Raw genomic sequence first — 19,876 nt, forward strand, 5'->3', positions numbered from 1 at the left:
TTGAGATAACCATTTCATTTCTAGAAAATTAGGCATAACTACGTTCCAATTCCTTCTTTTAAAGAATAATAAGTAGTATCAGATGAATGGAGGGATTGTCGTGGTCTTCAAAAATAAAGTGTTGATTCTTAAAAAAACTTCATCAGGTATTTATCATTAAACGATGTTTAAGAGATAGTAGAGTACGATTATTTCAGAAAAAATCCCGCGAATTTTGGGCTCACAGATGGCTTCAAGATTCCAAAAAGGGGGAATATGTGTGCCTGGGAAATGGGGACTGCACACCTTTTATATGAAAGACAACGTGATCCAATCCTACTTACCCTATACACGCTTGTTCAGTTGGTTCACATTAAATCAAATTTTCCGAAAGTATAATTCGGTCTACGTGAAACCAAATATGTCCCATATGGGAAAAGGAATTATGAAAGCTTGGAAATCCAGTGATGGCTTCCGTTTGGTTAAAGTCAAGGGACGTTCCAAGCGCTGTCTCACTCTCCAAAACCTGTATGAGAATATTCGCAAAGAAACGAGATCAGAAACCTACATTATTCAGAAAGCCATTGATCTGGCAACCTTCAAGGGGAGCTCCTTTGATATCAGAGTCATGATGATGAGAAATGCTCAGAATCATTGGTCATATGTTGGAATGCTGGCTAAGGTTGCAGGGAAATCGAGTGTAATTACGAACGTTAATCGCGGCGGCGGTTACGTGATTACGGTTGATCAAGCTCTATCAGGCTCGCTTTCGTTGTCTAAACAAGAGCAAAGAAGAATGATTCGAGAACTGATACGTTTAAGTCATCGAATTTGCGACCGATTTATTCGATATAAATATTCATCTCAGATTGGGATCGATTTTGCCGTAGATAGCAAAAAGAAACTATGGTTAATCGAAGTTAATTTTGATTACCCTTCCCATGAACTTTTTGCCAAGATGAAAGATCATTCTAACTATAGAAGGATAAAGGCTATCAGACACTCTTATCTAAATGCTTTACGTACCGGTAAGATTAAACGTAAATAAAAAGTCGTACAAACGTTAAAGGGGAGAATAAAAGAAAATCCCAATTCCTGTTATTGGAGGTAACCATAAATGAACACTCTTTTTAAGTTGAAAGAACGAGGCACATCGATTCCAACGGAACTCATGGCGGGGGTAATGACATTTTTGACGATGGTTTACATCGTGATTGTGAATCCTGGGATTCTGAGCAAAGCGGGAATGGACTTTCATGGGGTGTTTATTGCGACTGTACTGGCAAGTATTGTGGCAACGCTGATTATGGGCCTTTTTGCTAACTACCCTATCGTGATTGCGCCCGGCATGTTATCTTTGACGTCCTTTCGATATATGCTGCTGGATGCGATTCCTTCTAGCTTAAAACATGCCATAACGGCCGGAATTGGCTTGTTCATCACTTTTATCGGTCTGCAAAATGCGAAGATTATTGTAGCTTCTCCAGCAACGCTTCTAACTCTAGGGAATTTGAGGGAACCAATGACGTCATTGACGATTGTTGGCCTTATAGTTTCTCTGGTTTTGATGGCTTATTAGGTGAAAGGCTTTCTGTTCTTCGGTAACGGGAACGATGCTCGGGGTTGCTGAGCAAGCGGGCCTTCTTAAGGACAATAAATTCCCGCGATCACGGGGCGCGCTGCTTGCAGATGCCATTGGAACTACAACAGGAGCAATGCAGCAAATGGCTGCGGGCTCCCAAGAAGTCCGGCAACGCTCGCCAGTATGGAGCACGTTTCGAATCAACGTCCGAATTGGCACAGAACGTTGCCGGAAGAGCAGTTAGCTTCCTCAAATTAACTAAATGGGTGAACCGCTCCTTAGCCGATTTTTATGCGTTCCGGTCATAATTCTAAGGTATTTGCGATTTTACAGCAGCGAGTGTGTCACTGATGTTGGTTTCGAGCTTATAGATTCTCTGCTCTTCTTCATTCATTTGACGCAAAAGAGAGACCATGGAGGTAAGTGAGCTTTGAACGCCATTTGTATCTTCTTTTTTGGCTGCTTGTTTAAAAGCGCTCCATATCGGGGAGAGACTGTTCTGGGTAGTTTTCACAGCTCCTTGCTTAGCTTTGATCTGTACATTTACAGGGTCAATGTCACTTAGGCTGCTGCGAATTTTTTTCATTGATTTAGAGGCTTTATCCTTGGCTGTTTGCCAAGCTTTGTCCTTGGTATTGATGTCATTGCGAGCTAGCTGTACGGGAATTTTCATAGCAGCAGCTTGGATCCTAAGCAGGGCATTCAAGCTTTTGCTTTGCAGCAATCGGGCGGCTTCGATTTGTTTATTTAGTGCGGTGTAACTGGATAATAATGGTTTATAGCGTTCTCTCGTTTGTGCGGCATCATCCTCCAATTTGGATAATTTGGCGGTGTCGACTTCTTTGGTCTGTTTGACCAGCGCTGCCAATGTTTCTTTATTTCTAGTATGAAGTGCATTGATCTTGGCGTCCCAGTCTTGTTCTTGCTTCTGAAGGGCGAGGAAATCGGTGTACAGCGAATTGATTCTACTGGCCTGGGTTTGAGCTGCGCCGGCAATCGTTTTGTCGAGGGATGATTGAATCGTGGTTGTGATTTCGATCGAAACGGCTGCTGCCGCTTCTGCCGGAATGGCCGAGGCGAGGGCTAAAGCGGTGAGTAGAGCAGTGACATTTTTCATTAAACATCCTCCTTCGAAGTTGCAAATGCGATGTGAATACAACAAAAAAAGCACCTGCAAGAAAAGGCCTTAGCCTTGTCTTACGGGTGCTTCCATCGTAAGTATTCACTCGAATATGATAGGTGAACTATACCAATACAATACACAAGTGTCAATAAGAACACCAAATTTGCTCCGAGTGACATAAGTGCTTTACACTAACTAGGACCGGTAAAATAACCATGACCAAAGGATGAAACAACTATGATGAATCAACTTTCAATAAATGACTTGAAACGGTTTAAGAACGAAATCACGCGATTTATGATGACGTACAAATTCGCTCTGGATGAAATGGAGACTCGCGTAGAAATTCTAGTGCAAGAATTCGAGATGCTGCATGAATATAATCCCATTGAGCATACCAAATCTCGCTTGAAGTCACCGGAAAGTATTTTTTATAAGCTCAATAGAAAGGGCGGCGAGATCTCGTTCTCGGGGATTAGAGACAGTATTAAAGACATTGCCGGGATGCGGATTACGTGTTCATTCGTTTCTGATATTTATGTCATAAGCAACATGCTGAAAAGCCAAAGTGACCTGAAAGTGCTGGGAGAGAAAGATTATATTAAACACCCGAAGCCAAACGGCTATCAAAGTCTTCATTTGTTGATCGAAGTGCCCGTACATATGTCGGATCGACAAGAGAGTGTATGTATCGAAGTTCAAATTCGTACGATTGCGATGGACTTTTGGGCGAGCTTGGAACATAAAATATATTATAAGTATAATCAAGGTAATCAAGCCGTACCTGAGCGGTTACTAGATGAATTAAAGCAAGCGGCCGCAGCCGCGTCTGCTTTGGATTTGCAAATGGAACGCCTGCATGCCGAAATTGAAGTCATCAAAGAAGAGCAATCGGAAACAATGGACGATAAGTTGAATCGAATTATCATTAACAATCAGCAATTTGCTCTGCCGCAAGCCTTGCTGGAGCTTTTAAATGATGAGGAAGCGATGTGAGATCTAATCCTACAAATGGATGATGTGTCTTTAAATTTCTGTGGTATAATGAAAGGATCGGAATAGAAGGGTGTTGCGAGTACATGCAAGCATTTGAAGATTGGAATCAAAAAGTGAAGTCAACGTTCAACGCTACAAGTAATGAAGTCGTATTAACAGTTATGGAAGCAGGAGAATCATTAGGTCTTTCCAAAGATCAAATGAAACTCTATGTGGACAAAAACAAGTTAACGAAAGTGCCCATTATGAGAAGTGTTCATCGCTACTTGTTATTAAAAAGTGAAATTGATGAGATTGTGGGGAAATCATGAAAATCGACAATCAAACCTATGCAAATCACCGTAGAATGCATCCGCTGTTTCATTTTGTATTTTCCTTGCTAGCGTTAGTGTTACTGATTTCATCCGTCATAGAACTGGTTAGATCCGTGCAATCCGGGAATCAAGTGCTTCCCGCATTTCTTTTCTTACTCATTTCTATCATTGTAGTCATTGTATTCCTTCTGATTCGTTCCTATCCGTTAAAAGCGCAGGATCGCGCGATACGGGCAGAAGAGAGTCTCCGGCACTATGTGTTGACCCAGAAGTTACTGGACTCAAGGCTTACTATTGGACAGATTACTGCTTTACGCTTTGCTTCCGACGAGGAGTTTCCTGCGCTTTGTCAGAGGGCAGCTGCCGAGCAATGGTCACCTGACACGATTAAGAAGTCAATTAAGAGCTGGAGAAGCGACGACTACCGGATATAGCGATTTTCTAGAAAGAGACACATCCTTTGCGGATCGTGTCTTTTTTTGTTGGCGCGAACCCAAGCAATATAGCATTTTTAACGTAAGAGTAGTTCATTTACCAATGACACTAAGGTACAAACTCACTTAACGTCATTATTGATTTACCCTCTGCGTTGCCGCTCCTTACGCAGCAAGTAGATAAAATACGGCGCGCCTATGACGGCGGTCATGATGCCCACGGGTACTTCCCGTGGGAGGATAATGATGCGGCCGAGCAGGTCGCCGAAGAGCATCAAATCGGCGCCTATCAAAGCTGCAAGCGGGATTAGCCATTGATGCCGGCTGCCGACGATGCTCCGCGCAATATGAGGTGCGATCAGGCCAATGAAGCCAATCGCGCCCACGGCAGACACAGAGATGCCGGCGAGAGCAACGGCAAGCAGCAGCAGCCAGAAGCGCTCCTTCGCGATGTTCAGCCCGAGCGAGGTGGTGATATCGTCACCAAGCTGAAAAATATTCAGCTTCGCATAGTTCGCCCATACGATAGGCAACAGCCCAGCGATCCACGGCAGCAGCGTGTATACTTCGTGCCAGCTTCGGCTCCATAAGCTTCCGGACAGCCAGAGCAGCGCCATGTTGATGTCGCTAGGGTGTCTGACAATTAAATACTGTGTGCCGGCTTGAAATACAGTCCCAATCGCAACGCCCACCAATGCAAGGGTGGCGGGAGGTAGTGTTAAGCGCCGACTTAACAGCAGTAAAATAAGGAATGCTGAGAAGGCGCCGATGAACGCAGCAATTGGCAAGAAGTAACTTGGCGATTTGGGGAAGAGAAAGATAACAGCCGCAGCCATAAATCCGGCCCCTTTGGTAATCCCAATAACATCAGGGCTGGCTAACGGATTTCTCACCAGGCTCTGCAGAATAACGCCGCCAACTGCTAAACCAAATCCTGCTAATATCGCAACCAAGATGCGCGGTAATCGAACCTGATGTATGATGAAATAAGACGGGCTCTTCTCATCCATTAATCCAGCCCATACATCTCCTAGTGGGATACGTACGGCGCCCACATGTGCATAAATGATAGCGAGCACAATCATAGTTGCGCTTGCTGCCATCAAAGAAAAAGCAGGTTTCCGCATAGTTCGAGCTATCCTTTTCACCGCGCACCTCCTTGCTTGCGAGCCAAGTAGATGAAGAATGGCGCGCCAATCGCAGATGTCACGATGCCGACCGGTGATTCGAATGGAAAAGCAATAAAGCGACTAAGGAAGTCCGCATATAAGAGAAGAATCCCCCCCAGTAGTGCTGTCAACGGGACAAGAATCGTTAAGTTAGTGCCAACCATAGCACGAGCCATGTGCGGAACAAGGAGACAAACGAATCCAATCGGACCGCATAAGGCTACTGAGGACCCGGCGAGTAAGATAACGAGCAGAATACTGGTTCCACGCACGGCAGATATACGTTGGCCTAAACCTGCCGCGATGTCATCATCTAGAAGCAGCAGCTTAAATGAGGGAAGCATGAAGCTGAATAGCATCATGCCGCCTATAAAAAAGGGTAATATGATACGCACTTCTGTCCAGGAGGCTTGATTTAAGGAGCCAACCAGCCAGAAGATCATGCTGTCAGTGGCATGCTGATTCATGATAATGAAGCCTTCCGTCAGAGAAGACATGAGGAAGTGTATGGTTATCCCGGCTAGGGCTAAACGTACGTATTGCTGACGCCCCGTCCCCGCTAGCGACCAGATCAGCAGCGCGCTTAGGGCGGCCCCTACGAATGCGAAACCAATTAGGCCTATATTGCCAAAATGGGGTAAAGCGACAAGTCCCACCACAACGGCCAACGCTGCTCCAGCATTAATTCCGAAGATGTGTGGGGATGCTAGCGGGTTTTTGGTAGTGAGCTGTGTAAGCAGCCCTGCTAAGGCCAATTGCATACCTACGATACATGCCATGATGGCACGCGGTAAACGTAGTGTTTGGATGTAGAGGTGAGCTTTATCACCGCCTTGGTGGGTCAAGGCTTCGAGCAAGGTGCGCCAGGAGACATGGGTTTGGCCCCATTTCAAACTACAGATCACACCAATCATCATAATGAGAATAGATGCAGAAAAAAGGAAGAGCAGAGGCCATTTACGGCTCTGCTTCTCATACATAGGCATAGGCTTCATTGGACTATTGCCCCAAATTCTTCACGATATCCTCGAGGATTTTCTCAGATCCGAGGAATCCACGGGATAGAGACCAGTCACGTCGTTCTACAGTGAATACTTTTTTGTTTGCTACAGCGTCAATTTTCTGCCAAAGCGGGTTCGTTTCCCATTGTTTGATGATGGTTTCTTTTTCTGTAGGCAGCAAGAACAGGACTTGTGGATTGGCTTCAACCAGCTGTTCTAGTGTGATCTGCGGATAAGCGGCAGCGTTTTTAATAGGGTCCGTGTACCCTAGCATCGCTAAGAAAGAGCCGCTATAAGCATGATCAGAATGAGCGAAGAATCCTTTGGGATTCACAACGGCCGGGAGAACTCGAAGATTCGTTGAACCGAGTTTCTTTTTCAAAGACTCGACCTTTGTTTGGTGCTCAGATAGACGTTTCTTACCTTCTTCTTCTTTTCCGACGGCTTTAGCGATAATAGCAACGTTCTTGAGCATTTGATTGTAATCGGCTTGGAAATCATCTAACACCAGAACAGGCGCAATTCCTTTTAGGTGGGGAATGGCATTCTTGTGCTTGTTCACGTCGACGATGATTAAATCGGGTTTAAGTGAGCTAATCAGCTCAATATTCGGCTCATAGCGGGAACCTACGGACTTGTATGATTTCAACTGACTTTTTACCGCGTCCATAAATAGACCCGGGCTATCGTCGTCGGCAACACCAACAGGCTGTACGCCTAAAGTGACGAGGATATCGGTAAACCCAAATTCCATAGCAATAATGCGCTCGGGTTTTTTAGGCAGTTCGACTGTTCCTACCGCGTCCTGAACCGTAATTTTTCCGTCAGCTTGAGCAGCAGGCTTCTGGCTAGCAGCCGCCGGTGTTGTTGCAGCTGATTCGATATTCGTCGATTTGCCGCAAGCTGCAAGGCTTATTGCAAATACGCTGATCAGTGCGATAAGGCAAATACGAGTGAAGTGGTGTTTCATTTCAGCATTCCTCCATGACAATGATTATTATTCTCATCTGGAATCATACCGAATAATCCCACTTTAGGACATGTCTATTATGTATATTAAGCATGTCCAATTATTAGATTTTGTTTTGGCTGGCTATGAATACAGAAGGTGAATAACCTGTTTTTTTCTTAAAAACCTTGCTGAAATGAAAATAATCAACAAATCCGACGCGCCCCGCAACTTCTTTGGCACGTAAATCGGTATGGAGAAACATCTGTTTGGCCTTCTCAATCCGCAGTGTGTACAAATAATTCATCATCGTAGCTCCAGTGTGTTTTTTGAAAAGAACAGTAAAATAGCCTACACTCATACCAGCTCGTCTAGCCAGCATAGGAAGCGAGAGCTCAAGCATATAATGCTCATTCATATAGGAAATGATCTCTTCAATCGATTCGGCGGAAGACTTTTTGTCTTGGGTCAACTGGGATTCATATAAATAAATGAAAAGGATACGTTCCAACATCATTCGTTTACGAAACGTATGGGCAGCCTCTTCTTCATCCGTAAGTGGATGAAGATCATGAACAGTACGAATAAGCTCATCCAGCATATAGTGAATCTTGATCTCGCTCAGGGTCGAGAGAAGCCCCTGTAAGGTCCACGTATATCCGTTAGGCAGCATCTGGTAAGTGATGATCACATACGCCGCGGTTTTGGTTTCAGGAACTTGAATAATGTAGGAACCTTCATCGGGATGGCAGGCATAGGCTTGTGAACAAATGGTAGGTTCATGATCCTGCCTGTGTATCGTGATATGACCACGACGCACGATAATAAGCTGATAAGTATTGGCCGGACATTCGACCGTAAGAGTGGAACAACTCGTCTCGATCTGTTCAATGAGAGGGACAAGCGGAATAAGTTGATGAAAATTCATGATCAAGGAGTCCTTTCCTAATGAGCTTCTCTTTTTGATAGTGACACAGATGTGTGTTCACAACAAGTGCGTAAGCATAAAAAAAGCGCCAAAACGGGCGCTTTATTACATTGCGTATACACTCTTGATAATAATCTCAGGCAATTCTTCACGTTGGGCTTGATACTGCTCAGACGTGATGCTGCCGCTGGACAGTCGTGCGTTTAGCTGTTCGGTTAACTCTGACAGTTGAAGTTCAATGACTTTTTGAACATCAACCTTGTTCGCTTTGGCGATATCTGCGAGTGATTGCCCATTATACTGGGCATTGTAAATGTCTTCCTCTGATGATAGCCCCAGAACATGCAGCAAGTCTTCTTTGATAGGAGCTGTACGTTGTGTTTGTGTTTTCTCATTTCTATGGATAAAACGTTTTGTCATCATGCCTTACCGCCGTACTAAGGTCATGCGCCAGCTGTCTGAACGACTCAAGGCGCGTGAATTCTTGGCTTTATTTACAGCACTTACGAGTAGGAATATTAGTAAATCCTCGCCAGTTGTATTGTTTACTAGCACTTTGTTAGGAGATAAATCACCAGCGCCCCCCCTGGCTATAAAGGTGCCGGGCGAGGGTTCAGCCTCTATTTTGATCGCAAAAGCATCGTTGTTAAACAAGAAGTTGATATTCCTCAAAATCAGCTTTTGTTTGTTTTTCACACGAATGAGTATTTGCTGCAGCAGTATCGTTTTCCCGGCGCCAACCGATATTGGCGCATTACCGCCAACGATTCCATTAAGTTGAAGCACTAACTCCACCCCCAAAGATCTTGTGCTCTAGTATATTCGAGCAGGTTCCAAGTGGAATGGGGGGATATCCCTTAATGAGCAATATAGACGAGGTTGAATCTCACGAAAGCAATGAAAAAAGAGCGTCTCCAATGAAGGCGCTCTTTTACGTTTATCCGATTGATTGTTAAGACTGCCATGCCCCGATGATAATGCCAGCAATTATATAGGATACCAAGTGGTAGCCGATGGTGATGAAATAAAGCGAGAGCTTGGCATTTTCGAACAAATAATTCATACCGATTTTCAATGAAATACTTAAACCAATTAGCAAGCCAATCGTGAGTCCTGTCAGCCAAGTTATCTCGCTGCTCAGCGTCAATAGAAATGCCAGAATAAAGGAGCCCCCCAGTGCCGTTAGGGCTGTGAGGATGTAGGTGATAGGGCTTCCGCCGGACATCTCTTCCTTTTTTAAGTTTCGCAGCTTGGCCCAAGCGTTTCCGAATAAGACAGGAGAATACCACAAAAATCCAAGCACCATGGTGCTCAACGTGGCTACAAGTACAGCGAGATAGTTTACTTCTAATAGATTCATGATTCAACCCCCATAGATAATGAATTTATGTATAGGAGCATTGTATCGTGAAGGTCCAAGGTTGTAAAATGCTATTTCTCGAACGTCTGGTACGAAAGTATACCATGAGACCCTGCTGATTGGACATTCCTTCCGAGGGGACGTTGTGGATGCCTTTGGGAAAGTAATAAATTGAGGATTATCATCAAGCATCCAATATTACCCTGCCTCGGGCACTCCTAAACTTCACATAATCACTGTCTAAAATGTGGCATATTAGTAATAGTCTATGTAGGCTGTACCAATCCACAGAAGGCAAGGAGTGAATCTACACCCGTGAACTACATGCGTATCCTTACCGTCGTGCTTGCTATGCTGTTGGGGCATACCACGCTGGCATCTGCAGATGGGTCTTATCATTTCGGATTTAAAAAAAGCACGCACGGGCAGCGCCCGTCGATTGACGAGGAAGGATTCAAAAGCCTTTTGAAGCAGCATGGGGCTATTTTTACAGGCGATCTCGCTGTCAAGGAATTGTACTTAACCTTTGATAATGGCTATGAGCAGGGCTATACCGGTAAGATTTTAGATGTGCTGAAGGAAAAGCAGGTCCCCGCGATCTTTTTTGTGACGGGGCATTACATCAGGTCGGAGCCTGAGCTGCTGAAACGCATGGCGCAGGAAGGCCATTTGATCGGCAACCATTCTTGGAGCCATCCGGATATGAGCCAAATATCGGCAGAACGCATCCAGAAAGAACTGAATCAGGTAAAAGAAGAAGTCAGCGCAGTCACTGGTCAAAAGGAGATGCGCTATCTGCGCTCGCCTCGGGGGATATTTAACGGTCGGTCGTTAGCTGTCAGCCAGGAGCTGGGCTATACCAACGTATTCTGGTCTATTGCTTATCGCGATTGGGAGCCCAAACAGCAGAAAGGCTGGGAGTATGCTTACAAAAATGTAATGGCACAGCTGCATCCTGGCGCGGTGATTTTGCTGCATTCGGTGTCCAAAGATAACACGGAGGCACTCGCCAAAATCATCGATGATGCGAGGAGTCAGGGATACCAGTTCAAGAGTCTGGATGAGATGAAGAGTCGAACGCCGTAGATAAGCTGCACAACTGAAAACTCCTTAGCTTTGTTGATACAAGGCTAAGGAGTTTTTCTCTTTAAAGAGTATGCTTCTTTGGTTGGATAGTTTGAGGACTAGTTCATGCGTAACTAAATTGTATACAATTTAGTTGTTGACAATGTTAAATCGATTTGGTATGATTCATTCATAAGATTTGTTTCAAATTAAATTGCTTACAAGTTAAAATGCAAAATGATAATTTATCAAGTGCATTGAAGGAGGCGTTCCTATGCACCACAAAGCAATCATTATCGGAACTGGACCAGCGGGGTTAACCGCAGCGATTTACTTAGCGAGAGCTAACGTATCACCTCTAGTGATAGAGGGCATACAACCTGGTGGTCAGTTGACCACGACAACAGAGGTGGATAACTTCCCTGGATTCCCGGATGGAATTACGGGGCCAGAGCTTATGGATAACATGCGTAAGCAGGCGTTACGCTTCGGTGCTATGATACAGTCTGGTCGTGTCACAGAAGTTGACATGTCCAAGCGGCCTTTCACGTTGTTTTTAGAGGACGGCGGCCAATTGACGGCGGATTCGCTGATTATCTCTACAGGTGCAACAGCCAAGAAGCTGGGTATCCCTGGTGAAACCGACAATATCGGCAAGGGCGTTAGCACCTGTGCTACTTGCGATGGATTTTTCTTCAGGAACAAGAAAATTATCGTGATTGGCGGCGGTGATACAGCGATGGAAGAGGCACAGTTCTTAACGAGATTCGCTTCTGAAGTACGCGTTGTGCATCGCCGAGATGATCTGAAAGCTTCGAAAATCATGCAGGACCACGCCCGCGGTAATCAAAAAGTCGCTTGGAGTCTCAATCGGACACCGCTTGAAGTTGTAGCGGGTCCTCTCGGAGTAAGTGGGCTTAAAGTGCTCAATAACGCAACTGGCGAGGAAGAGCTGCTTGAGGCAGACGGTATTTTTCTGGCTATAGGGCATACACCGAATACCGGGTTTTTAGGCGGACAGCTGCCAACCGATGAGCTCGGTTACTTGCAGGTTATTCCGGGGACGTCGCAAACAACTGTGCCAGGGGTTTTCGCCTGCGGCGATGTGCAGGATCGCATTTATCGCCAAGCCATCACATCCGCTGGGAGCGGATGTATGGCAGCACTGGATTGTGAACGATTTATTTCAGAGCAGCACGTGTAAAATAACAATTGTGTAAAACAAATATTAGGAGGAATCAGCCATGTCAGTTAACCATATTTCCGATGCCACTTTTACTAGTGAAATTGAAGCGGGTATTGTACTCGTAGATTTTTGGGCGCCTTGGTGCGGTCCTTGTAAAATTATCGCCCCCATACTGGATGAACTATCTGCCGAAATCGGCGATGCAGCCAAGATCGTAAAAATCAATGTGGATGATAACCCCGAATCCGCTTCAAAGTATAACGTAATGAGCATCCCAACATTACTTGTTTTCAAGGATGGTCAATTAGTTGATCAATTAGTTGGCGTACAGTCCAAAGAGAAGCTAAAAGCGGTCATTGAGCAGGTATAAAAGATATCACGTAATAATCCATATAAAATCTTAGGAGGAAAAAGAATATGGCACAAATACAAGAACGCACAGGTGTAGCTACAGCAGGAGGACACCCGATTACATTGCTGGGACCGGAGATCAAGGTTGGCGATCAAGCGCCAGATTTTACAGTTAACAAGGACTTAATGACGGAAGTAAGCTTGTCCGATTATGCAGGCAAAGTGAAGCTGATTTCGGTGGTTCCTTCCGTGGACACAAGTACTTGCGATGCACAGACGCGTCGTTTCAATGTGGAAGCAGATAAGATGGGGGATAACGTCGTCATTTTGACGATTTCGGTGGATCTTCCTTTTGCTTTGAGTCGTTTTTGCGGGGCCGCGGGCATTGATAAAGTCGTTACCCTCACCGATTATAAAAACCGTTCTTTCGGTCAAGCATACGGTGTTTTGATCAAAGAGCTTCAGCTCGATCAGCGAGCAATATTCATACTGGATGCGAATAATACCGTTCGCTATGTGGAATATTTAACCGAGATGAGTAATCATCCGAATTATGATGCGGCATTAAGCGCCTTGCAAGAGCTTTTGTAATAAGATTAAAAAGAGAGCAGCATCCCAATCAGGGATTGCTGCTCTCTCTGTTTTACGTGTGGAGCGGTGCTCAGCGTGTGAGCAAAACCATTCGGCTGCCTTTGACCATGGCCCCGCTGCACAAGGGGCACGCCTTTGCCGCGAGCTTCGCTTCCTGCGGCGAAGAGATCCGCGACCAGGCCTTGCAGCCGGCCTGGCCGCAGATCCACGCCGCGACCCGCTCGGTCGCGGCGGCGGGCTTTCCAGCAGCGGCAGAGCGCCGCGCCGCTGGTTGAGTGGCAGCCCCCGCAGGCTTGCGGCTGTCCACCGAGTCCGCGCCAGGGAACGCGGACAGAAGGAAGCGGGAAGGCTCCGCCTTCTTCCCGCGATAATACGCCGGCGAGCTAATCAGCAGCTCGGCCTTGGCGCGCGTGACGGCGACGTAAGCGAGTCGCCGCTCTTCCTCGAGCGCGGCGGGACCCTTATCGCGCCCCGCAACCCCTGCCATCTGCACGTCGTTCAGATGGCCAGCATCAAGTGCCGAGCTATGAGGCATGTTCCCCTCAATCGCACAGAGCAAGTACACCACCTTGAACTCGAGTCCCTTCGATTTATGAATCGTCATGAGCGATATTTTATTCGCGGCATTGTCTTTTTTAAGTGCACTCATTTCAGTGCGTTTTTCAGCGACTTCATGGATAAAATAAAGAAATTGCTCCACGGTATCGAACCGTTTGGCCGATGATTCCAGCTCGTCCAGCGTCTCTTTCAGCATCTCTCTGTGATGTGTCAGCTTGCTGCGCTTGTTCGTCTCCAGGAAGGCATCGTAGAAATCTTTGCGAATCGCCTGAACAGCAGCCAAAGGCTTCATTTCAGCAAGCGACTTGATGAGCCGGATGCGGTTTTTCAGCTTTTCTTTCTGAAAATTCTTCAGCTGCGGCAAGCCGAGCAGGTGGATGAGAGGCCACTTTTTCGCCTGAATCGCTTCCTGATCTTGAATGATCCGCATGCCTTGGTCACGACCTATATATAATGAAGGTAGGACACCCTCCATCGCCTCGAAATTACGCCGCTCATGGGCAAGCCTGAGGTGATCAATAATCGGCTTCACCATCCACTGATCATAGAAGGAGTCATTGCTTCCGTAGTCCACAAAAGGCAAATTATGAAGAATCAGCTGCTCGATAATGGCCCGGCTGTTACTGGCTGTCCGATAGAGGATGGCAAAATCCCCATAACGGCTGCCGCTCTCGGCTATTTTGATTTTCAGATCGTTAATTAACCAATCGGCCTCGTCGTCGCTGCTTGAAGGTCTTATATACTGTGGTTTGATTTCACTTTGTTTGGTCGCTAAAAGGGTCTTATTTTTACGCTGCACGTTGTGCTTGATGATGGCGTTCCCTAGTCCGACAATGCTCGAAGTAGAACGATAATTGATATCGAGTGTGATCGTTGTGGCTGCGGGATACTGCTCATGAAACTGTAAAATAAATTCATTTCGAGCCCCGTTAAACGAATAAATCGTCTGATCATCATCGCCAACGACCATCAAATTCTCGTGGTTTTTAGCAATCATTTTAATGATTTCATACTGCACCGTATTCGTGTCTTGAAACTCATCAACACTAATATAAGTGAACTTTCGCTCAAGCGAACGCAAAATATCGGCGTTTTGCTTTAGTAAATGGTACGCTAGAATCAAAATATCATCGAAATCGATCTTCTGCTGCTCCATTTTCCATTGCTCATACTGTATGAAAATTCGTTTCATTTCCTTGTCTTCTTCTGTTTCTTCAGGAAGGTCGTGAACTTCGATCAGCTGCATTTTATAGGAGGAAAGCAAAGAAATGAGCACTTCGGGTTGGTACGTATCCTGCAGTCCCATGCCCAGCATGATGCGCTTAAAAACAATCTGCTGATAGCGGCCGTCACTCAGAATCTCTTGATTGAACCCATTCATTCGCAGCAATCGCAAGCAAAAAGCGTGAAAGGTCCGCACCTGCATCGAGTGGGTCATTCTACTATCAAGACCCGGCAGGGAAGTGAGGCGCTCCCGCATTTCCTCAGCCGCCTTTTTGGAAAAAGTAATCAACAGTACATTCGTTGGATGGATCCGGTGTACACGCAGTAAATAAGCAACTCGGCACACCAGAACGGTCGTTTTCCCAGAACCGGCTCCGGCTAACGTGAGCAAAGGGCCTTTGAAATGGCGCACAGCCTGAACCTGCGCTTCATTAAGTAGAATCTGATTGCGCTCCAAATCGCGAAAAAAGAAAGCGTCACGATCCTCATTGGACACAAAATCTGAACTATTCGTTAACAGCGCCATACGCGCATGCGGGATAGATCGCTGGGTGGTAGTTTCCGAGCCTAACGGAGTAAGGTAAATAGGAAGAGAATTCACAATCATCACCTGTTTCATTGCATTTCTGAACTACTTATTCTATCACAATTTACGATCAAAGAAAGGACATCTGCTCCTATGGGTATATCTAACTTTAAATTGCTGTGGGATCAATTCCAAAAGCACGACGCCACAGGGCTTGCTGCGCAGTGCGCGTACTATTTTCTGCTGTCGCTGTTCCCATTTCTGCTATTTATCTTGAGTTTACTGGGGTATTTACCTTTTTCGTCGGATGATGTTATGCTGCTGATCAAAGAACATATACCGGGGGCAGTCTCAGGTTGGCTAGAGGAAACGCTGAGCAATCTGATTAACGTGAAAAGAGGAGGGGCGCTTTCCTTTGGGATCATATTGGCCTTGGTGAGTGCCAGCGCAGCGATGAATGCCATCGTCATTGCGGTCAATAAAGCCTATGGGCTGCCAGAGCGCAAAAGCTTCATTCACTCGCGTTTTCTCGCTGTGATGCTAACACTAGGCATGCTCATCGTGATCGCTTTCTCTCTGCTCCTGAGCGTATTCGGGCATTGGATCGGTGATTGGGTGCAGGCGCATGTCCATATGGCTGCAACGAAGGTCGAGATTTGGAACAATTTCCGCTGGGTTGTGAACTTCATTATCGTGTTCATTGTCTTCACGGGTATTTATTACATAGCTCCAAACACCTGTTTATCTTGTAAAAGTGTTCTTCCAGGGGCGTCGTTCGCTGCTATTGGTTGGCAGGGGACATCGCTTGGTTTTTCGTTTTATGTAAATAACTTCACGAACTATAGCGCCACTTACGGCAGTGTCGGGGGGATCATAGTGCTCATGACGTGGTTTTATATTTCCGCGCTTATCATTATTATCGGCGGTGAAATAAATGCCATAAGGCATGTGAAGAACCAAAACAAGATCCATAAAGTGTCTTTAGATAAAAAGGATACGCCTACGAAAAAAGACCGCCTCTGATCGAACATCAGAAACGGTCACCGGAAAGAAACTTTCCACTCAAAACCCTGCCATCCAAACGCTTCACGCCGCGAATCTTAGCTAGCTGCTCAGCAAGCCGGAAAAGGCTAGATCCTTCATTTTCGCTTCAATCATGACGTCAATGCGTAATAAACCTCCTTCATTGCAGCTCTTCAGAAAAGTGATGAGCTGCGTTGGCTCGATATTGTCAGAATGAGATCGAAACTCTTCGCCTCCTCATTTTCAAAAATAAGACGCTGCATGATATGCTTGGGTACTTCTGGTATTTTTGCTAAGAGCCTCTCCGTGGCGGCTTTTTTATCTCCGTATACACCGCCAACATGGATATTGATGATGCCTGAATGATCAAGTCCCATCCCATCCAAAATCGCCGCGTGATAGGACAAGTCCCTAATAGCGGCCTCCACGACCGAGTCGTTCCCGTTAAGCAGTGTGAAATGATTCGGATGCATACTTAAGCGGATTCCCGGCGGGTTCGCGAAGTTGCCAAGCTTCTGAAGCTCTTCTTTTATTTTCACCAGCCACATTAATCTGTACATCCGGATGGGTTGCGAGTGGAATAAGCGACGATGATAGACGAAACAAGCGAATGCCATGAGCGGCATTGTAATACAGAATACGCAGCGTTGCTGCCAGATTTTTGCGTCCGATATCGATGGCCCGCTGCATGGCCTCCTCACGTGGGCGCTGAGAGAACAGCTTGTATGTGAACGTGGAGCTGGGGGTATTATTGAAGATCGCCATTGCCATAGATACGAATCCGAGTCGGATAATCATGAGGCCTCCGCCTTTACCTAGGAACTATTAGAAATGCTATATCAAATCGTGTTGCCAGATTAGTCTGCCCAATAAGGAAGCAAGTAACAGTGGCGTGGGGAGATAGTCAGCGGGTACAACAAACATGTACTGTAAAACATACAGCTGATATGACATCAGTAGCCCATACCAGATGGATTACCTGCATTTCCTACATCTAATTCCCCAGGAAACAAAGGTTTTAAGCCGTTTTGGTGAAATTACCTGCACTATTTACAGGTAATTCCTTCTAAACGCCATTCAACCTGCAATTTACATGTACAATATGCAGGTAGTTGATACTTGCTCCCACCCTCCAAAACAAAAAAGACACCCCGAGGTGCCTTTTCATGAAATAACGCCATATTCCTAAATCCGCTCAACCTTCAGCAAGTTAGTCGTGCCAGATTTCCCGACAGGGATACCGGCGGAGACGACAGTGAGGTCGCCCTTTTTTACATAGCCGAGTGTCTCGGCTTTCTGGATGGCAGAGCTTATCATCGCATCGGTGGAGTCACAGAATTCGCCGTGGACTGGAATCACGCCCTGCACCATGCTCAAGTAGTTAATCGCATATTCATTGGAAGTCACAGCGATAATCGGCGCTTCCGGGCGATATTTCGCGATCATCCGAGCGGTGAAGCCGCTCTCCGTTGGTGTTAAGATCGCTGCAGCTCGCAGCTTATTAGCGGATGACACGACCGCTTGGCACAGCACCTCAGTCACTTCGTTGTTCGACTGAAGCTGCGCATCGATCAAGGAGCTGCGCTCCATCGTTTGCTCCACGCGCTCGGCGATCGTCGCCATCATCGTCACGGACTCGATAGGATACTTGCCCGCAGCCGTTTCGCCGGACAGCATCACAACGTCGCTGCCGTCGAGTACGGCATTCGCTACGTCACTCACTTCAGCGCGCGTCGGACGCGGATTACGCTGCATGGAATCCAGCATTTGCGTCGCCGTAATAACCGGCTTGCCTGCTAGATTACATGCGCGAATCATGTCTTTCTGCGCGATCGGAACTTCCTCCGTCGGAATTTCCACGCCAAGATCACCGCGAGCGACCATGATGCCATCGGAAGCTTCAAGGATCGAAGCGAAATTCGTCATGCCTTCTTCGTTCTCAATCTTCGAAATAATCGGGGTGAACCCTGCGCCATGCTGCTCCAGGATACCGCGTACTTCTCTAACGTCGTTCCCGTTACGAACGAATGACATCGCGATGATGGAGATGTTTTCTTCAATTCCAAATTTGATATGCATCACATCGCGCTCCGTTACACCGGGCAGCGAAGTGCGTACGCCTGGCAAATTAACGCCTTTGCGCTGCTTCAAAACACTTTGATTTAAGACGCTGCAAGTCACTTCCGTACCGTCAATCATTTCAACGCGCAGCTCAATGGAGCCGTCATCGATAAGAATGAGATTTCCTGGCTGAACATCCTGCGGAAGTCCTGGGTAATTCACGGAAACACGGCTGGAATCACCGACAATTTGTTCGGTCGTAAGGACGATGTGATCGCCACTTTGCAAGTCGTAGGAAGCATCCTTCAATTGACCGATGCGGATTTCCGGACCTTTGATGTCCATCAGAATTGGGATAATGACGCCAAGCTCTTGAGCGGCTTGACGGACGCGATGTATACGCCCCCTGTGCTCTTCTAAATCGCCGTGAGCCATATTCAATCTCGCAACACTCATGCCGGCGCGAATTAATTCCTTCAGAGTTGGGATGGAATCACAAGCGGGTCCCATCGTACAGATGATTTTCGTTTTACGCATTGTGTAAGACTTCCTTTCGTATAGGACGAATCAATTTTGGCTTCATTATATGCCTTATTGAACCGAAGTTCTATGAACTATAGTATGATATATGTATTATAGTATTCAGGGTGGTATAACTATGCAGATGACAAGCTTTACATATGATAAGAGCAGCAATTGGTACGGGGAAGAGCAAATGGGATGTCCTGAATGGACACTTATTCTAGTCACCTATGGCCGATGTGTGTATTGGATCAATGAAAAAAAACAAGTAGTAGAGAAAGGGCAATGGCTTATCATTCCCAGCAAGACCCCCTTTTATGGCAGAAGTGTACCAACTAAAATCCACGAAAAGTACATTGTTCAATTCACAGCGGGGGAAGCGGTAGAATCGTTCCCACTTCTCCAGTTGCCGCATTATACAAGCCGAATTACGGGCAAATACGAATTAATTGTCGATCGTCTGCGCCTTATCCATCAGCAGTGGCAAGACAAACAGCCCTATTATCAAACGCTGTGTGAAGCGCTGCTAAAAGAGCTGTTCGTCTATCTGCATAGGGAGTGGGACCAAGATACTACAACAACCGCTACCGCGCAGTTAGTTGAGCAGATGAAAGGCTACATTCAGAACCATTACCGGGAACATGTGACGAAAGACGAGCTTGCCTCCTGCATTAGCCGATCACCTAACTATGCCGCAACCCTATTTCGTAAAGTGACGGGCCAAACGATCAGTGAATTCGTGCACGCGAATCGGATCAAAACAGCCATCTACATGCTCCGACATTCGGCCCTGACAATAACGGAAATATCCGAGTTCATCGGGTACAATGACCCGTCCTATTTCTACCGTATGTTCCGCCGTCTAACCGGTCTAGTCCCGACAGATTTGGTTTCTGATCGTGAAACGGTACGCAAGTAGAGGAGCAATTCTACG

Annotated in this window: 22 protein-coding genes and 1 pseudogene; 11 read left to right on the forward strand and 12 right to left on the reverse strand. The window is 46.2% G+C overall.

Annotated elements, in window-relative coordinates:
- Positions 1-259: 259 nt before the first annotated feature.
- Complete coding sequence (locus BLT91_RS23295; RefSeq protein ID WP_254777092.1) at positions 260-1,027, forward strand: YheC/YheD family protein; 768 nt, start codon at positions 260-262, stop codon at positions 1,025-1,027.
- A 69-nt stretch (positions 1,028-1,096) separates the two neighbouring features.
- Positions 1,097-1,697 (forward strand): annotated as a pseudogene (locus BLT91_RS23300) (solute carrier family 23 protein); the annotation flags it as partial.
- A gap of 174 nt (positions 1,698-1,871) precedes the next feature.
- On the opposite strand, the gene BLT91_RS23305 reads toward BLT91_RS23300, so the two are convergent.
- Entirely contained in the window at positions 1,872-2,678 is an 807-nt protein-coding gene (locus BLT91_RS23305) for a hypothetical protein (protein WP_090825409.1), read from the reverse strand.
- Positions 2,679-2,924: 246 nt separating this feature from the next.
- Between BLT91_RS23305 and BLT91_RS23310 the strand changes: the two genes are divergently transcribed.
- The 3 genes from BLT91_RS23310 (at position 2,925) to BLT91_RS23320 (ending at position 4,428) form a co-directional block, all read left to right on the forward strand.
- Positions 2,925-3,680, forward strand: a complete 756-nt coding sequence (locus BLT91_RS23310; protein WP_090825466.1) for a GTP pyrophosphokinase — start codon at positions 2,925-2,927, stop codon at positions 3,678-3,680.
- A gap of 83 nt (positions 3,681-3,763) precedes the next feature.
- The gene (locus BLT91_RS23315) at positions 3,764-3,991 is read left to right on the forward strand and encodes a DNA-binding protein (RefSeq protein WP_090825410.1); all 228 of its coding nucleotides are present in this window, start codon (positions 3,764-3,766) and stop codon (positions 3,989-3,991) included.
- Positions 3,988-4,428: a DUF6526 family protein gene (locus tag BLT91_RS23320; protein ID WP_254777093.1), complete on the forward strand. Its 441-nt coding sequence runs from the start codon at positions 3,988-3,990 to the stop codon at positions 4,426-4,428. The genes BLT91_RS23315 and BLT91_RS23320 overlap by 4 nt, the downstream gene beginning before the upstream one ends.
- A 143-nt stretch (positions 4,429-4,571) precedes the next feature.
- Here the strand turns inward: BLT91_RS23320 and BLT91_RS23325 are convergent, their stop codons facing one another.
- The 7 genes from BLT91_RS23325 to BLT91_RS23355 all read right to left on the reverse strand — a co-directional run bounded on the left by BLT91_RS23325 (position 4,572) and on the right by BLT91_RS23355 (position 9,835).
- Complete coding sequence (locus BLT91_RS23325) at positions 4,572-5,576, reverse strand: FecCD family ABC transporter permease (protein WP_254777094.1); 1,005 nt, start codon at positions 5,574-5,576, stop codon at positions 4,572-4,574.
- A complete protein-coding gene (locus tag BLT91_RS23330) occupies positions 5,573-6,592 on the reverse strand; it encodes a FecCD family ABC transporter permease (protein WP_090825411.1) in 1,020 nt (339 codons plus the stop codon). Before BLT91_RS23330 ends, BLT91_RS23325 begins: the two co-directional genes overlap by 4 nt.
- A gap of 4 nt (positions 6,593-6,596) precedes the next feature.
- Positions 6,597-7,568 carry an ABC transporter substrate-binding protein gene (locus BLT91_RS23335; RefSeq protein ID WP_090825412.1) on the reverse strand — a complete coding sequence of 324 codons (972 nt, stop codon included), beginning with the start codon at positions 7,566-7,568 and terminating at the stop codon, positions 6,597-6,599.
- 103 nt (positions 7,569-7,671) lie between these two features.
- Positions 7,672-8,475 carry an AraC family transcriptional regulator gene (locus BLT91_RS23340; protein ID WP_090825472.1) on the reverse strand — a complete coding sequence of 268 codons (804 nt, stop codon included), beginning with the start codon at positions 8,473-8,475 and terminating at the stop codon, positions 7,672-7,674.
- Positions 8,476-8,580: 105 nt separating this feature from the next.
- Positions 8,581-8,898: a hypothetical protein gene (locus tag BLT91_RS23345; RefSeq protein ID WP_090825413.1), complete on the reverse strand. Its 318-nt coding sequence runs from the start codon at positions 8,896-8,898 to the stop codon at positions 8,581-8,583.
- Between the two features lie 3 nt (positions 8,899-8,901).
- Positions 8,902-9,261 (reverse strand): hypothetical protein, encoded by a 360-nt coding sequence (locus BLT91_RS23350; protein WP_090825415.1) that lies wholly within the window; start codon positions 9,259-9,261, stop codon positions 8,902-8,904.
- A 166-nt stretch (positions 9,262-9,427) separates the two neighbouring features.
- Positions 9,428-9,835, reverse strand: a complete 408-nt coding sequence (locus tag BLT91_RS23355; protein WP_090825417.1) for a DUF1761 domain-containing protein — start codon at positions 9,833-9,835, stop codon at positions 9,428-9,430.
- A 324-nt stretch (positions 9,836-10,159) separates the two neighbouring features.
- On the opposite strand from BLT91_RS23355, the gene pdaA reads away from it, so the two are divergent.
- From pdaA to tpx, 4 genes are all read left to right on the forward strand, one after another.
- Positions 10,160-10,921: a delta-lactam-biosynthetic de-N-acetylase gene (gene pdaA, locus BLT91_RS23360; RefSeq protein WP_090825474.1), complete on the forward strand. Its 762-nt coding sequence runs from the start codon at positions 10,160-10,162 to the stop codon at positions 10,919-10,921.
- Between the two features lie 253 nt (positions 10,922-11,174).
- The gene (gene trxB / locus BLT91_RS23365; RefSeq protein ID WP_090825419.1) at positions 11,175-12,104 is read left to right on the forward strand and encodes a thioredoxin-disulfide reductase; all 930 of its coding nucleotides are present in this window, start codon (positions 11,175-11,177) and stop codon (positions 12,102-12,104) included.
- 40 nt (positions 12,105-12,144) lie between these two features.
- Positions 12,145-12,456 carry a thioredoxin gene (gene trxA / locus BLT91_RS23370; protein ID WP_090825422.1) on the forward strand — a complete coding sequence of 104 codons (312 nt, stop codon included), beginning with the start codon at positions 12,145-12,147 and terminating at the stop codon, positions 12,454-12,456.
- A 47-nt stretch (positions 12,457-12,503) separates the two neighbouring features.
- On the forward strand, positions 12,504-13,028 hold the full coding sequence (gene tpx / locus BLT91_RS23375; protein WP_090825424.1) for a thiol peroxidase: 525 nt from the start codon (positions 12,504-12,506) through the stop codon (positions 13,026-13,028).
- A 70-nt stretch (positions 13,029-13,098) separates the two neighbouring features.
- Here the strand turns inward: tpx and BLT91_RS23380 are convergent, their stop codons facing one another.
- Positions 13,099-15,417 (reverse strand): UvrD-helicase domain-containing protein, encoded by a 2,319-nt coding sequence (locus tag BLT91_RS23380; RefSeq protein ID WP_090825476.1) that lies wholly within the window; start codon positions 15,415-15,417, stop codon positions 13,099-13,101.
- A gap of 72 nt (positions 15,418-15,489) precedes the next feature.
- On the opposite strand from BLT91_RS23380, the gene BLT91_RS23385 reads away from it, so the two are divergent.
- Positions 15,490-16,359, forward strand: coding sequence for a YihY/virulence factor BrkB family protein (locus BLT91_RS23385; protein ID WP_254777095.1), 870 nt, complete (start codon positions 15,490-15,492; stop codon positions 16,357-16,359).
- Between the two features lie 173 nt (positions 16,360-16,532).
- Here the strand turns inward: BLT91_RS23385 and BLT91_RS33075 are convergent, their stop codons facing one another.
- The 3 genes from BLT91_RS33075 to pyk form a co-directional block, all read right to left on the reverse strand.
- Positions 16,533-16,832, reverse strand: coding sequence for an apurinic/apyrimidinic endonuclease family protein (locus tag BLT91_RS33075; RefSeq protein ID WP_368086846.1), 300 nt, complete (start codon positions 16,830-16,832; stop codon positions 16,533-16,535).
- Positions 16,804-17,157 carry an apurinic/apyrimidinic endonuclease family protein gene (locus tag BLT91_RS33080; RefSeq protein WP_254777097.1) on the reverse strand — a complete coding sequence of 118 codons (354 nt, stop codon included), beginning with the start codon at positions 17,155-17,157 and terminating at the stop codon, positions 16,804-16,806. Before BLT91_RS33080 ends, BLT91_RS33075 begins: the two co-directional genes overlap by 29 nt.
- Before the next feature lie 387 nt (positions 17,158-17,544).
- The gene (gene pyk / locus BLT91_RS23395; protein WP_090825426.1) at positions 17,545-18,957 is read right to left on the reverse strand and encodes a pyruvate kinase; all 1,413 of its coding nucleotides are present in this window, start codon (positions 18,955-18,957) and stop codon (positions 17,545-17,547) included.
- A 121-nt stretch (positions 18,958-19,078) separates the two neighbouring features.
- On the opposite strand from pyk, the gene BLT91_RS23400 reads away from it, so the two are divergent.
- Positions 19,079-19,861: an AraC family transcriptional regulator gene (locus BLT91_RS23400; protein ID WP_175532477.1), complete on the forward strand. Its 783-nt coding sequence runs from the start codon at positions 19,079-19,081 to the stop codon at positions 19,859-19,861.
- Positions 19,862-19,876 lie beyond the last annotated feature (15 nt).

This window comes from Paenibacillus sp. yr247 (assembly GCF_900103825.1).
GTDB lineage: Bacteria > Bacillota > Bacilli > Paenibacillales > NBRC-103111 > Paenibacillus_E.